The 13,401-nt window shown below is 64.9% G+C and carries 11 protein-coding genes, 1 tRNA gene and 1 other RNA gene; 5 read left to right on the top strand and 8 right to left on the bottom strand.

Translation table 11 applies throughout. The features are described from left to right. The first annotated feature begins 269 nt into the window (after positions 1–269). Positions 270–2,696, top strand: coding sequence for an MMPL family transporter (locus EAW56_RS10145; RefSeq protein WP_122086404.1), 2,427 nt, complete (start codon positions 270–272; stop codon positions 2,694–2,696). Further along, complete coding sequence (gene tgt, locus EAW56_RS10140; protein ID WP_095546872.1) at positions 2,693–3,955, top strand: tRNA guanosine(34) transglycosylase Tgt; 1,263 nt, start codon at positions 2,693–2,695, stop codon at positions 3,953–3,955. The genes EAW56_RS10145 and tgt overlap by 4 nt, the downstream gene beginning before the upstream one ends. A gap of 219 nt (positions 3,956–4,174) precedes the next feature. Here the strand turns inward: tgt and EAW56_RS12740 are convergent, their stop codons facing one another. Next, positions 4,175–4,519 carry a hypothetical protein gene (locus EAW56_RS12740; protein WP_167457425.1) on the bottom strand — a complete coding sequence of 115 codons (345 nt, stop codon included), beginning with the start codon at positions 4,517–4,519 and terminating at the stop codon, positions 4,175–4,177. 577 nt (positions 4,520–5,096) lie between these two features. Between EAW56_RS12740 and EAW56_RS13235 the strand changes: the two genes are divergently transcribed. Beyond that, positions 5,097–5,348 carry a helix-turn-helix domain-containing protein gene (locus EAW56_RS13235; protein WP_353959594.1) on the top strand — a complete coding sequence of 84 codons (252 nt, stop codon included), beginning with the start codon at positions 5,097–5,099 and terminating at the stop codon, positions 5,346–5,348. A 17-nt stretch (positions 5,349–5,365) separates the two neighbouring features. Here EAW56_RS13235 and EAW56_RS10125 read toward each other — a convergent pair whose 3' ends face one another. From EAW56_RS10125 to EAW56_RS10105, 5 genes are all read right to left on the bottom strand, one after another. Continuing rightward, complete coding sequence (locus EAW56_RS10125) at positions 5,366–7,921, bottom strand: ABC transporter permease (RefSeq protein WP_122086401.1); 2,556 nt, start codon at positions 7,919–7,921, stop codon at positions 5,366–5,368. Beyond that, on the bottom strand, positions 7,922–8,653 hold the full coding sequence (locus tag EAW56_RS10120; protein ID WP_095548108.1) for an ABC transporter ATP-binding protein: 732 nt from the start codon (positions 8,651–8,653) through the stop codon (positions 7,922–7,924). Between the two features lie 15 nt (positions 8,654–8,668). Beyond that, on the bottom strand, positions 8,669–9,994 hold the full coding sequence (locus tag EAW56_RS10115; RefSeq protein WP_244213407.1) for a WHG domain-containing protein: 1,326 nt from the start codon (positions 9,992–9,994) through the stop codon (positions 8,669–8,671). A 226-nt stretch (positions 9,995–10,220) separates the two neighbouring features. After that, positions 10,221–10,385 (bottom strand): antitoxin, encoded by a 165-nt coding sequence (locus tag EAW56_RS10110; protein WP_095275241.1) that lies wholly within the window; start codon positions 10,383–10,385, stop codon positions 10,221–10,223. A 120-nt stretch (positions 10,386–10,505) separates the two neighbouring features. Next, positions 10,506–11,201 (bottom strand): queuosine precursor transporter, encoded by a 696-nt coding sequence (locus EAW56_RS10105; protein WP_095554318.1) that lies wholly within the window; start codon positions 11,199–11,201, stop codon positions 10,506–10,508. Between the two features lie 15 nt (positions 11,202–11,216). Between EAW56_RS10105 and gluQRS the strand changes: the two genes are divergently transcribed. After that, complete coding sequence (gluQRS, locus tag EAW56_RS10100; protein WP_122086397.1) at positions 11,217–12,122, top strand: tRNA glutamyl-Q(34) synthetase GluQRS; 906 nt, start codon at positions 11,217–11,219, stop codon at positions 12,120–12,122. Positions 12,123–12,134: 12 nt separating this feature from the next. Here gluQRS and EAW56_RS10095 read toward each other — a convergent pair whose 3' ends face one another. Both EAW56_RS10095 and ffs read right to left on the bottom strand, forming a co-directional pair. Next, positions 12,135–12,626: a ferritin gene (locus tag EAW56_RS10095; RefSeq protein WP_122086396.1), complete on the bottom strand. Its 492-nt coding sequence runs from the start codon at positions 12,624–12,626 to the stop codon at positions 12,135–12,137. Between the two features lie 283 nt (positions 12,627–12,909). Further along, positions 12,910–13,008: signal recognition particle sRNA small type (gene ffs, locus EAW56_RS10090), an RNA gene on the bottom strand. Between the two features lie 149 nt (positions 13,009–13,157). On the opposite strand from ffs, the gene EAW56_RS10085 reads away from it, so the two are divergent. After that, positions 13,158–13,246: transfer RNA gene (locus tag EAW56_RS10085), tRNA-Ser, on the top strand. The last annotated feature ends 155 nt before the right edge of the window (positions 13,247–13,401 follow it).

The raw sequence follows: 13,401 nt of genomic DNA, 5'->3' as shown, positions 1-13,401 counted from the left end.
CGCTTGTACGGCATGCCTTCAAGAAACTTATCAACTGCTTGCTCCCGGATCTCACGGGGAAAATGCGCGGACATCAGAAACCCTCTCCGCCCCCGGGGACACTCCAACTATTTGTCCGCGGTCCCTTCGGGACCGCATCTTCGTCAACCAGTCCTCGTCATCTGAGTTGTGACCCCTTTGGCCCAGCGTGCCCGACCACTATGATTGGCCGAGTACTTGAAACGTACGCAAGACCCCTCTTTCCCAACACCCGAAGGGCCGTGTGATCTGTGGCGAAGCTCCTCTTCCGGCTAGGACGATGGTCCTACCTGCGCAAATGGCGGGTGATCGTGGCGTGGCTGCTCATCCTCGGCGCGACCGCGGCGGGCGCACTCTCGCTGATGCGGCCGTTTACCTCCGAGTTTTCCATCTCCGGCACACCCGCCATCTCCGCGCTGGACACGTTGGAGGAGAACTTCCCCGGGGAGGGCAACGTGGCCACCGCGCCGGGCGTCAACCTGGTGTTCGCCGCGCCCGACGGCCAGTCGCTGGACAGCCCGGAATACATGCGGGCGATGGACGACACGGTCGGCTACATCGAGGACAACCTCGAGGGGTTGAGCGGCACCGACCGCTTTGGCAACCCGGTCGAGGTCAACCGCGAGCTGCAGGACATGATCGTCACCCAGATGACGGACATGGGCCTGCCGGAAGAGACGGCGAAGGCGGACGCGCACAACCTGCGCATGGTCTCGGACGACGGCCGGATCGGCTACACCACCTTCGAGTTTGGGGCCGAGTCCTCCATGACGGTGGAGCAGGCAGACCGCGACGTGGTGAACCAGGCGATGCAGATTGGCCGCGACGCCGGCCTGGAGGTGGAGGCCGGCGGCGCCGGCTTCGGCGACCCGATCGAGATCAACACCACCTCCGAGCTCATCGGCCTCGGCGTCGCCTTCCTGGTCCTGCTCATCACGTTCGGCTCCCTCGCAGCTTCCACGATCCCGCTCATCACTGCGGTGGTGGGCGTGGGCATCGGCGCGCTCGCCATCGTGCTGACCACGCACTGGGTGGACCTGAACAACGTCACCCCGGTGCTCGCCGTGATGATCGGCCTGGCGGTGGGCATTGACTACGCCCTGTTCATCCTGTCCCGCTACCGCCAGGAGCGCAGGACGCTGTCCGGCCCCGACGCGGCCGGCATGGCGGTGGGCACCGCTGGGTCCTCCGTCGTGTTCGCGGGCACGACCGTGTTCGTCGCCCTGGTGGCGCTGGTGTTGGCGGGGATCGAGTTCCTCTCCTGGATGGGCCTCGCCGCCGCGCTGACGGTGCTGGTCTCCGTGCTCGTGGCGCTCACGCTCCTGCCCGCGCTGCTCGGCCTGTGGGGCGACCGTGCGTTCGCGGGCCGCATCCCGGGCGTTGCCGGCCAGCCCGGCCCAGGGAAGCGCCCCGCGAAAGATTTGGACCAAAAGTCCATGGGCCGCACCTGGGTCAACTTCGTGCGGAAGTTCCCGGCCGTGGTCATGGCGTGCGTGGTCCTGGGCCTGGGCGCGCTGGCTGCACCGGTGCTGGACTTGGAAATGGCGCTGCCGTCGGATAGCACCTCGAACCTCGACACCACCCAGCGCAAGTCGGCGGAGCTCATGGCGGAAGGCTTCGGACCTGGCGTGAACGCGCCGTTTCTCGTCGTGGTGGACGCGCATGCGGCGAACCCGGACTCGGAGATCTTGCGGCCGTACATGGACGCGATCCCGGACGAGCAGGGCGGCGACGCCGAGAAGGCGGCGCTTGCTTCCTTCCTCTACGCCGTCGGCGAGGCCGGCACGGTCAGCGGCATCCAGCACGCGCAGCTCATTGGTGTCAACGACGACATGACCGCGGCGCAGATGGTGGCCTACCCGCAGGGCGGCCCGGAGGAGGAGTACACGCTCGAGGTCGCGCACGGCCTGCGCGAGACCCTGCACCAGGTCGAGGACGCCACCGGCGTGACCATCGGCCTGACGGGGCTCACGGCGGTGCAGATGGACATCACCGAGGAGCTCAGCGGCGCGATGCCCCTCTACCTGGCGATCGTGGTGGGCCTGGCCATCCTCCTCCTGATGATCGTCTTCCGCTCGATCCTCGTGCCCGTGGTCGCGGGCCTGGGCTTCTTGCTCTCGGTCGGCGCGGCCTTCGGCGTCACGGTCCTGTTCTGGCAGGAGGGCTTCCTGGGCCTGGTCAACACGCCGACCCCGATTCTGTCCTTCCTGCCAATCTTCCTCATCGGCGTCACCTTCGGTCTGGCCATGGACTACCAGGTCTTCCTGGTCACGCGCATCCGCGAGCACTACCTCAAGCTGCGCCGCGAGGGCGACCCCGACGCGGAAATCCACGCCGTCCAGCACTCCACCGTCGACGGCTTCGCGCAGGGCGCGCGCGTGGTCACGGCAGCCGCGATCATCATGATCGCCGTCTTCGTGGCCTTCATCAACCAGCCGCTCCCATTCATCCAGATCTTCGGCTTTGCGCTCGGCGTCGCAGTGCTTTTCGACGCTTTCTTCGTCCGGATGGCACTCGTCCCGGCCACCATGTTCATCCTCGGTCGTTCGACCTGGTGGATGCCCCGCTGGCTCGACCGGATCCTGCCGCACGTGGACGTGGAGGGCACCGGCCTGGAGCGCGAGTTTGAAGACCACCGCACCAACCTTGACACTGCAGAACTGGAGCCCGCCCGATGAACCCCGCACACACCGATCTTTCCTACACCGTCGGCACTGAGCTCGAGCCCGCGCCGGGCCGCCACGGCCGCACGGGCACGATCCACACTCCGCACGGCGACATTCAGACGCCCGCGTTCATCCCCGTGGCCACGAAGGCGACGGTGAAGACGCTGACCCCGGAGCAGATCCACCAGACCGGCGCCCAGGCCATCCTGTCCAACGCCTACCACCTATACCTGCAGCCGGGCCCGGACATCGTCGACGAGGCGGGCGGCGTGGCCGCGTTTGAGCACTGGGACGGGCCGACCTACACCGACTCCGGCGGCTTCCAGGTGATGAGCCTGGGCGTCGGCTTCAAGAAGGTGCTGGCGATGGACATCGCGGACCTGGACGAGAGCGACATCCGCGCAGCCAACAAGGACCGCATGGCGCGTGTCGACGACGACGGCGTCGACTTTAAGTCCGTCATCGACGGCTCCTCGCACCGCTTCACCCCTGAGGTGAGCATGCAGATCCAGCACCAGCTGGGCGCGGACATCATGTTCGCCTTCGACGAGCTGACCACCCTGGTGGACACCCGCGACTACCAGGAGCACTCCGTGGAGCGCACCCGCCGCTGGGCGAAGCGCTGCTTGGACGAGCACGACCGCCTCACTCTGGCGCGCGAGGGCAAGCCGCTGCAGTCGCTGTGGGGCGTGGTGCAGGGCGCGCAGTACGAGGACCTGCGCCGATCCGCGGTGCGGGGCCTGCTAGACCTGGACCGTGAGGCCCGAGAGGAGGGTAAGCGCGGGTTCGGCGGATTCGGCATCGGCGGTGCGCTGGAAAAGGAGAACCTGGGCACTATCGTCGGCTGGGTCACCGACGAGTTACCCGCCGACAAGCCCCGCCACCTGCTTGGCATCTCCGAGCCGGACGACATCTTCACCGCCGTGGAGGCGGGCGCGGACACCTTCGACTGCGTCGCGCCGACCCGCCTGGGGCGCCGCGGCGGCGTGTACACCCTGGACGGGCGCATGAACCTCACCGCGGCCCGGTTCAAGCGCGACTTCGCCGGTGTGGACGAGGAGTTCGGCGGCTACGTCTCTCAGAACTACTCCCGCGCGTACATCCACCACCTGCTCAAGGCGAAGGAGTTCCTCGCTGGCACGCTGTGCACCATGCACAACCTGGAGTTCATGATCCGGCTGGTGGACAACATCCGCGCCGCCATCGACGCCGGCGAGTACGAGGCGTACCGCGACGAGTTCATGGGGCGCTACTACGCCAAGCAGCGATAGACCAAGACAATTTCGCGGGGGGCGATGTGGGAGAGCACACGGCAGTGGAAAATTGAGATCTACGACGGTGGAAATTTTTCCAGGTTTTTCGACCGCATAGGGGATGCAGAACGCGCAGTCGTACAGGCCGCGATCGAGCATGTTTTGAGGCGAAAAGGTATTGATATTTGTGCGGGAGAGTGGGGGAAACCTTGGACATGGACTATACGAGCCTAATGTTCACAGCTTTTTCATTCCCCATTCCCATCCCCCACGATCAGCATCAGGAGAGGGGGGAGCGTAGCAATGGGAAATCTTTGAAGCGTGAAAGTAGTCCGTGAACGGCTTTTGCTCAAGATGCACACATTCCTCAGAGTCCCATTCGAACGATGCCAATTCATGCCAGACCTCAAATTGTAGCCGCATACAATGCAGATCCTTAAGGCCAAAAAAGCTGCATAGCTCTGAAATCGTAAACTCCGCGACGACTTCATCTTTGTACAGCTTAATCCGAACAACATGATGGTCAACGTCTACCGGTTCGCCACCCTCTAGGTTCCAGAGTGGGGTTTTTAACAATTTCATTAGAGCCTCCTTAATTAGACTCCCCTGTAAAGTCTTCCTGGCACCTTTCCAAGTTAAAAGGAATGGGGATGGTGGTGCCACGTCATATCCAGCGCAACCTCTTGTGGCCAACACACTTCACTCACGTTCCCTTTCAATTAGGGTACGCCCCAGAGTTACATGTGATGTGCTGGCATTAATGAAACACGGCGAGTAGGAAGTCTAATTCAACCCCAACTTCTGCGGCCCGAGAATTTGGCTATCTCTCTGTTCGCACTATTTATTCTTCATTTTCCACGACTTACAATGCGTTTTGCAGACCATCGATAAGCTGGTAGGAGCGCAGTCCGTGAATGGCTAAAGTTACTAATAGGAGAACAAAGCTCCAACTATTCTGGGAAAATGAAAATATTAGTACGCCACAGATTTCGTGCTGCACGGAACCATTGGCGGGTGGAAAGGCGACGTTGACGATATGTGTTAAAACACATAGACCTGTGGATGTTCATAGCTGCAGGGGAGGTGCGGGTAATGCCCACAACGAAGTACGAAGAATTCATGAAGCCGTACAAAGAGCAAGCTTCGGTTGAAGCGAGGCGTGTGCACGAGGCGGCCGGAGATCGCAGCGCGTGACGCGATCGGCGCGACGCTAGCTGCCGCGCGTCAAAACAGGCGTCTTTCCCAGCAAGCGGTGGCCGACGGTGCCGGGATTCCGCAAGCCGAGTTCAGCCGGATCGAAAACGAGCTAGGGAACCCCACGGTTGATACTCTGCTTAAGATTCTCACCACGCTGGACTTGCAAATGACCCTGGAGTCGTCCTCCGTCTCTGTCTATAACCAGGGGAAATGAACTTTTCGCCGAAAAAGTTAGTCGGCGATCGCGTCGAGCGCCGGGGTGGACGCGGCGCGCCGGGCGGGCCACAGTGCCGCCAGCACGCCGACGACCACGGCGCCGGCGAGGACGGTGGCGATGAGCTGGCCGGGGACGATGATCGTCGATAAGCCTTGGCTCTCCAGCACCGTGAGGAACGCCCAGCCGAGCCCCAGCCCGAGCAGGACGCCGAGGGCCGCGCCGAAGACGGACATCTGAACCGATTCGAGCGTGATCATGGTGCGCACTTGGCGGCGCTGCGTGCCCACGGCGCGGAGCATGCCGATCTCCTGGCGGCGCTCAATAACCGAGAGCGTGAGCGTGTTGATGATGCCGAGGACGGCGATGATTACCGCCAGGGAGAGCAGCGCGTAGAGGATGAACAGCATCTGATCGATCAGCGTGGCGGCCTCGCCCGCGACGTCCTCGGCGGAGCGGACCTGCACTACGATGTCGTGGCGCACTGCGTCCTCCAGGTTCGAGCGCAGTTGCGTCTGGTCCACGGTGCCGTCGCCGCTTACGCCCACCATGAGGATGGTTTCCGCCTTCCACGTGGCCACCTGGGCGGCCGCCTCGCCGGAGACGACGAAGGTTTGCAGAATGTTGGACGGCTCGAAGATGCCGACGACCTGCGCCTCCACCGTGTCGGTGGAGACCCCGGGAGCGGCGACCTCGAGGGGGTCGCCGACGTGCCAGCCGCGCTCCGCCGCGACCTCGGCGGGCGCGATGAGCGTGTCGCCGGTGAGGTCCGCGGTGCCCTCTACCATGGTGAGCTGCAGCAGGTCGGCGGTGTTGCCGTCGATGACGTCGGTGGCGCCGGCGGCCCCGAGCTGGTGGCCGTACTCGCCGCCAACGGTCACGGGCGCCTGGCTGTAGCTGGTCACGGTCTCGACGCCCGGTGTTTCGGCGAGCCGGTCCGGCAGGTCGCTGGGCACAGGGAACGAGCCGAGCTCCGGGCCGTAGAGGACGTAGTCTGCGCTGACCTCGCTATTAGCTACGTCGTCGACGGAGTGCTTCATCGTCGCGCCGAGCATGCCAATCACCGTGACCAGGGCGATGCCCAGCATGAGCGCGAAGGCGGTGGTGGCGGTGCGTCGCGGGTTGCGGTGCGTGTTCGTGGACGCAAGCTTGCCGACGGCACCGAACGGCAGCCCGATGGCCCGTCCAAACGGCGGCACCACCGGCAGGCTGAGCGCCGGGCCGGCGAGGAACAGGCCGGTGATCGCCGCCAACGCGGCCGCGCCCACCAGCGCAGCCCGGCGCCCGGTGGAGCCGCCGTCCCACGCCATGCCCGCGGCGGCCGCGCTCACGCCGACGACGATGAGCAGCATGCCGCCGATGGTGCGCCACTTCAGCGGCTGCGGCGTGGCGGACTCGCTCGCGCGCATCGCCTCGACCGGGCGGACCTGTCCGGCGCGTCGTGCCGGCGCGAGCGCGGAGAGGATCGTCACGATGGTGCCCACGACGAGCGGTGTGGCGACGGCTTGCCAGGTCAGCCCTACGCCGGCGTCGGGAAGTTCGATGTCATTGGCGCGCATGGCGACCTTGATCGCAGCGACGAGTCCCACCCCGCCTGCGACGCCGAGTGCGGAGCCAATCACGCCTACCAGGGCGGACTCCAGGGCGACCGAGCGCGTGATTTGGCCCTTGGTTGCGCCGAGCGCGCGCAAAAGCGCAAACTCCTTGGTACGCTGCGCCACGATCATCGAGAACGTGTTGGCGATGAGGAAGGTGCCCACAAGCAGTCCGACCAGCGCGAACGCGATGAGGAAGTAGCTGACAAAGCTTAAGGCTTCGCGGATTTTCGCGCTCGTGTCGTCCGCCACCGATTGGCCCGTGGCGATTTCCAGCTCGGGGTGCGCCGCATGCAGCTTCTCGACGATCGCGTCGTCCCCAACACCGTCCGCAGCGGCAACCGTGAGCGCGGGCACCGTGTCGCCGCGTGTGTAGAACTCGGTGTACGTCTCCGGGCTCACGCGGAAGAGGAGGGAGGATTTCTGCGCGAGCTCGTTGTCATAGAAGCCGGTGACGGTGAGCTCGTTGCGCCCGTCGCGGTCGACGGCAATGAGTCGCTCACCGAGTTCGATGCCGTAGTTTTCGGCACCGTTGGCGTTGAGCACGACCTCGCCGATCGCGTCAGGGGCGCGGCCTTCGGTGAGCGCGGTGGGCGCACCGACCGCGTCGTCCGGCCCGTAATAGAGCCCCAGGCGGGACGCACCCATCCGCATCTGGATAGCCGTTTCGTCCTCGTGTGCTGCAACGATCGACTTTTCGGCGAAAATATTGGTGCGCGCCACGTCCGGGTGCGCTGCAATCTCGTCGGCTTCTTCCCGTGAGATGGAGCCCTGGCCCTCGCCGGGGCGCACCACCGCGTCTGTGCTGTCAAGGACCGTGCCCACCGCCGAGTCGAAGGTGGCGGACAGCATGGAGGTGAACATGAGCGCGCCGGAGAGGAACGCGGTGCCCAGTACGACCGAGAGCACCGTGAGCGCGAGCCGGAGCTTGTGGGCGGCCACGTTGCGCAGCGACACCGTTGCCATCGGGGAGGCCATCTATCCCTCCATGGCGGACATGACCCGCAGGATCGTGTCCATGTCCGGGCGCGCCAGCGAGTCGACGATGTTGCCGTCGCGCAGGAAAATTACGCGGTCGGCGTAGGAGGCGGCCCGGGCGTCGTGGGTGACAATCACCACGGTTTGGCCGTCGCGGTCCACGGAGGTGCGCAGGATGTCCAGGACCTCGGCGGAGGAGTTGGAGTCCAGGTTGCCGGTAGGCTCGTCGCCGAAGATGATGTCGGGCCGGGAGACGAGCGCGCGGGCGCAGGCGACGCGCTGCTGCTGGCCGCCGGAAAGTTCGGCGGGACGATGCGTGAGGCGTTTGGTCAGCCCGAGGCGCTGGGTGATCTCGCCGAACCACGCGCGGTCGATGGTGCGGCCCGCGATGTTGGTAGGCAGCGTGATGTTCTCCGCCGCGGTGAGGGTGGGCACGAGGTTGAAGGATTGGAAGATGAACCCGAGGCGGTCGCGTCGTAAAGCGGTGAGTGCCTTGTCGCCCAGGGCGGAGAGGTCGGTCTCGCCGATGTAGGCGGAGCCGGAGGTGGCGGTGTCCAGGCCGGCCATGACGTGCATGAGGGTGGACTTGCCGGAGCCGGAGGGGCCCATGATGGCGGTGAACTCGTCGCGACGGAACTCCACGTTGACGCCGTCGAGGGCGGTCACCTGCGCCTCCCCCTGGCCGTAGGTTTTGACCAGGTCGACGGCGCGCGCTGCTGGCGATGTGGCCACGGTATTACGCCGGTGCTACTGCGGGCGCAGCTCGAGGACGTTGATCATGCCGCGGAGCAGGATGTCCATTACTCGGGAGGTAATGCGGTAGCAGAAGTCCTGGTTGTCGTAGGTGAGGACGCCGATGGTGGCGAGCTGGGAGACGCCGTGGATGGACGCCCACAGCGCCATCATCTGGGTGTAGAGCACCCAGGTGGAGCGCGGTCCGTCGGATTGCGAGATCGCGTCGCGCACGATGTTCATCAGGAAGGTGAACGCCTTGCCCATGTCGAAGGGCTGGGCGGTGCCACCCTCGTCGTCGAAGGAGACGGGGACGATGGAGCGGCTGGCAATCTCGATGAGGGCGACGAATCCGACCGGGTCGGTCAGCGCGTACTGCAGGTAGCCGAAGCCGGTGGCCTTGATGTAGGTCAGGCCCGGCGAGCCTTCGGAGACGAAGCTGCTCTGGCGCAGGATCGTCTGGGTGTTGGCCTCGTCGAGGTGGACCTCAAGTTCGCGAAGGAGGGCCGCGTCGCCGTCGAAAAGCTGGCGCGCGGTACTCACTGGGAGGTCGGCTTGCTCGGCGGCGGCCTCCAGGGTCATCCCGTCGACGCTGCGGGCGATGACGACCTCGGCGGCGCCGCGGAACAGGGCCTCGCGCGCCTCGTCTCTGGTGCCACGCGGCATGTCCTTGGCCTTGGTGGTAAACGGCTCGAGGAGCTCGCCCTTGATGTGCTCCGGCTCGAAGGCCAGGATGTGGCCCTCCTTGATCGTGTCAGCGAGGCCGGACAGCAGAGTCTGCAGGGCCGCCTGGAAGGTCTGCCGCTTCGCAGTGGGGGAGAGGTGGCGCATGATGCCAAACGTGGCCAGGTGGGCGAGGCCGTGTATCTCCGAGAGGACCGCCATGGTCTCGCGGAGGATGAGGGCTTTGTCCACCGGCATGCCCATCTCCTCGGTGAGCTCCACCAGCAGCCGGATAATGCGCGTCGTCGCCGGCGGGAAGGCGCCCAGGTCCGGGGCGTTGTCGACCTGCGCCTCAAAGCTGGGGAACTGGTGCGCCGCCTTCGAGCGGCTGTACGCGGCGAAGTAGGTGGGGTTGTCCAGTGCCTGGTTGAAGTAACCGGTGGCGTTGGCGCGCAGCTTCTGCGTCACCGACGCGTCAGCGGGCAGCTTTGTCAGCTCTTGGTCGACGAAGCCACGGAGGCGCTCGTCAAGGAACGCGCTGACCTCGCTATACAGATCCTCGTCGGAGCTGAAGAGTGTCTTCGCTTCATCGACGGTGATGCCTGCCAGGTCAGCGGCTGCCGGGATGGTCAGCGCGTCGCGGCCCCCGCGGCCGAGGAGGCGAGTGGCTTGGTCCAACAGGTGTAGCTTGACGGAACCTGTGCGGCCTGTGGACGAGGCGGGGTGTTGTTCTGCATTCACCCTCGCCAGTGTACCTCGTCTTCGACACCTGTCCCACCAAACCGCCGCTTCTCATTCAGTGTTTATGCACAACTTATGCGTAGCTTGGGTGATTAAAGTTTCTTCATAGAAAAACGGGCCGCGCCCGGGAAGGGGTGCGGCCCGTCAATACGGGAACCGAGGGTTACTCGGAGCCGAGCTTGCCGTCGATGGCATCGCGAGCCTGATCGACCTTGTCGGCCTTGTCCTCGCCGAGCTTGCCCTTGGCAGCGTCCGCAGCCTTGTCCAGGCCCTTGTCGGTAGCTTCCTCGGAGTTCAGTGCATCCTTTGCCTTGTCAAAAACGCCCATTGTGCTAAATCCTTTCGTTCGGGTATTTGCTAATCCGTGGCCCCTCTCGGAACCAGTGGCACCCAACGTAGCGACCAATTGCGGATGCGTCGACCACTCTGGCGGATTTTAAGAGAATTGTTACTTCGCCGTGAGGTCTGCGTGGCCAGCATTGCGCTTCTCGACGCCACGCACCCACGCGATCGTCGGGTAGGTAATGGGCAACAGCACGACCTCCAGCAGCGTCTTCCACAGGAAGCCGACCAGGACGTAGTTGATGAAGTCGCCCGCCGTGCTGATGCCGATCACGCTCGCCGCGATCGCGCAGAACAGGAGCGTGTCCACAAACTCGCCCACGACGGTGGAGCCGATCAGGCGCGCCCACAGGTTGCCCGTGCCAAGGCGGTCCTTCATCTTCTGCAGGACCCACGCGTTGGAGAGTTGGCCCACCACGTAGCCGGCCAGCGACGCCGCCACGATCTGCGGCACCAGACCCAGCACGGAGGCAAACGTGTCCTGGGCGTCGTAGAAGTCCGCGGCGGGGAGCCAGATGGCGATGTAGAAGGAGACGACCGCGAGGATGGCAATGCCAAAGCCGGTGAACACGGCGCGGCGGGCCGCCTTGAAGCCGTAGACCTCGGCGAGGACGTCGCCGATGACGTAGGAGAGTGGGAAGAGGAAGAACGCGCCGTCGGTAAGCAACGGCCCCAACGCCACGCCCTTCTGCGCGGTGATGTTGGAGATGAGGAACACCGCGCAGAAGACGGCGAGCAGGATCGGGTATGGGGAGCGGGAAACTGGGGTATTTGGGGTTGTCACGAATGAGTATTCAACCATAAGTAGGCTCGGGGCATGTCTGCTGGGAGATACGCGCCCTCGCCGAGCGGGGACCTGCACTTTGGCAACCTGCGCACCGCTGTGCTGGCGTGGCTCTTCGCTCGCCGCACCGGCCGTGACTTCTCCCTGCGCATCGAGGACATTGACTCGGAGCGTTCCAGCGCGGAATCGGCCGCGCGGCAGATCGAGGACCTCGAGGCGCTGGGCCTGGACTTCGACCCGCCGGTGACCTACCAGTCCGACAACGGGGAGCGCTACGCCGCCGCGCTGGCCACGCTGGACACCTACGAGTGCTACTGCACGCGCCGCGACATCCGCGAGGCCGCCAGCGCTCCGCACGCCCGCCCCGGCCTCTACCCGGGCACGTGCCGCGACCTCACCGACGCCGAGCGCGAGGCGAAGCGGGCCGAGCTTGCGCAGCAGGGGCGGATGCCGGCGCTGCGGCTGCGCGCCGGGGTCACCGAGTGGGCTGTGCGCGACTTCTATGCCGGCGAGGTTGTCGGGCCGGTCGATGACGTCATCCTGCGCCGCGGCGGCAACCTCAACCAGGCCCAGGCGGGGGATTGGGCGTACAACCTCGCCGTGGTTGTGGACGACGGCGAGCAGGGCATCGACCAGGTCGTGCGCGGCGATGACCTCGCGTTTTCCGCGCCCGCGCAGGCCTACCTAGCCCACCTGCTGGGCTACGAGCAGCCCGAGTATGTGCACGTGCCGCTGGTGGTCAACGGGGAGGGGCGCAGGTTGGCAAAGCGCGACGGGGCGGTGACGCTGCGAGAGATGACGCGCGAGCGGCCGGTGGAGGCGGTGGTGGGGGAGATTGCGGCGTCGATAGGCTGCCCCGGCGTGGGCAGCGTCGGGGAGCTGCTGACACAGTTCGACCCAGGGGCGCTACCGCGCGAACCCTGGGTCTGGGGGGACTGAAGACTCCTCGTCTTATTCGTCGCCGCGCTGTGCGAGCTGCTCGTCGATGCGCAGCAGCCCCGCGCCGTCATTGCCAACGAGCTCCAGCTTGTCGATGATGCCCTGCGCGCTCGACTCCTCTTCAACCTGCTCGGAGAGGAACCAGTTAATGGTGTCGCGGGACTCCAGATCCCCCACCTCGTCGGCGACGCGGGCGATGTGGCGAATCTCTGCCGTCACCTTCTGCTCGTGCTCAAGCGAAGCCTTGAAGGCTTCGAGCAGGCTCGCGATCTTTGGCGCGTCGAGCTCGATGCTGGCGAGCACCACGCGCTGCCCGCGGTCCTGGAGGTGCTTGGTGAACTTGGCGGCGTGCTCCACTTCTTCCTGCGCCTGCGCGATGAACCAGGTGGCAGCGCCGTCGAAACCGAGCTCTGTCATCTCGTTGGCCAGGTGGCGGTACAGGTACGCGGCGAGGTACTCCTCGGTGACCTGGGCGTTCATGACGTCGTAAAGCTTTGCGTCCATGGTGATTGGGCCTTCCTTCTACGGGGCTGATGTCGTGTGGCCCAGCCTAGCCGAAAACGGTGTATGAGCGTTGTGCCGCTACGCTACCTCTCGAAGACCTCCGGCGTCCTCGTCAAACGGGGCTGTTGCCTGCCGGGGTGTGGGGGTTTCCGGTGTTTTTGGCTAGATGACGAGCGCAGGATGGCGAGGATGCGGTCCCACGTCTCGCATCTTCGTCAAGGGGTTCTCGTCAAACAGGTCAGAACTCGCCCCGGCGCCCCGCCAGGCGCACGGCCCCACGGCAAAAATAAGGGGACCCCACGCACCTGCCAGAGCTCGCTGACCCTTGCTGCGTTCCCGCCCTGGGGGAGTTCACAAGATAAGCACCGCGTGGGATCCTGCCCCACACTGTAGCCAACAATTCCCGCGAGCTCCAAACCCCGCCAGAGCCCAATGCCTATCGACGCCCCTCCACACCCCTTGCCCAGCGGTTTTGGACCGAATAGGCGCATGCGCTAAAGTATTGCCACGACGCTGTGAGCGTTACTCATTGGAGGATTCGACTAGCGGCCTATGTCACACGCCTGGAACGCGTGCGGGTAGCAATACCCTCGTGGGTTCAAATCCCACATCCTCCGCCAATGTCCTCAGTCGCGACATAGTTGACAACTCAGTCGCGACATGGTGGACAAACCGGTGCCTCGGTTTTTATTTTTCCGAGGCACCGGTTTTGTGTTTTAGGTCAGTGGGGGTTGGCCTTTTCGCCAGTATGGTTTTTGGTAGTTGCGGGATGTGT

The organism is Corynebacterium gottingense (genome assembly GCF_003693265.1).
Lineage (GTDB): Bacteria > Actinomycetota > Actinomycetes > Mycobacteriales > Mycobacteriaceae > Corynebacterium > Corynebacterium gottingense.
Note: the sequence above shows the minus strand (reverse complement) of the source record. Positions and strands in the feature narration are given on the sequence as shown.

Excerpts from the sequence above, each read along its gene's own strand:
- tgt (WP_095546872.1), top strand. The coding sequence starts at position 2,693 with ATGAACCCCGCACACACCGATCTTTCCTACACCGTCGGCACTGAGCTC.
- EAW56_RS12740 (WP_167457425.1), bottom strand. The coding sequence starts at position 4,519 with ATGAAATTGTTAAAAACCCCACTCTGGAACCTAGAGGGTGGCGAACCG.
- EAW56_RS10125 (WP_122086401.1), bottom strand. The coding sequence starts at position 7,921 with ATGGCCTCCCCGATGGCAACGGTGTCGCTGCGCAACGTGGCCGCCCAC.
- EAW56_RS10110 (WP_095275241.1), bottom strand. The coding sequence starts at position 10,385 with ATGGGCGTTTTTGACAAGGCAAAGGATGCACTGAACTCCGAGGAAGCT.
- EAW56_RS10105 (WP_095554318.1), bottom strand. The coding sequence starts at position 11,201 with ATGGTTGAATACTCATTCGTGACAACCCCAAATACCCCAGTTTCCCGC.
- gluQRS (WP_122086397.1), top strand. The coding sequence starts at position 11,217 with ATGTCTGCTGGGAGATACGCGCCCTCGCCGAGCGGGGACCTGCACTTT.
- EAW56_RS10095 (WP_122086396.1), bottom strand. The coding sequence starts at position 12,626 with ATGGACGCAAAGCTTTACGACGTCATGAACGCCCAGGTCACCGAGGAG.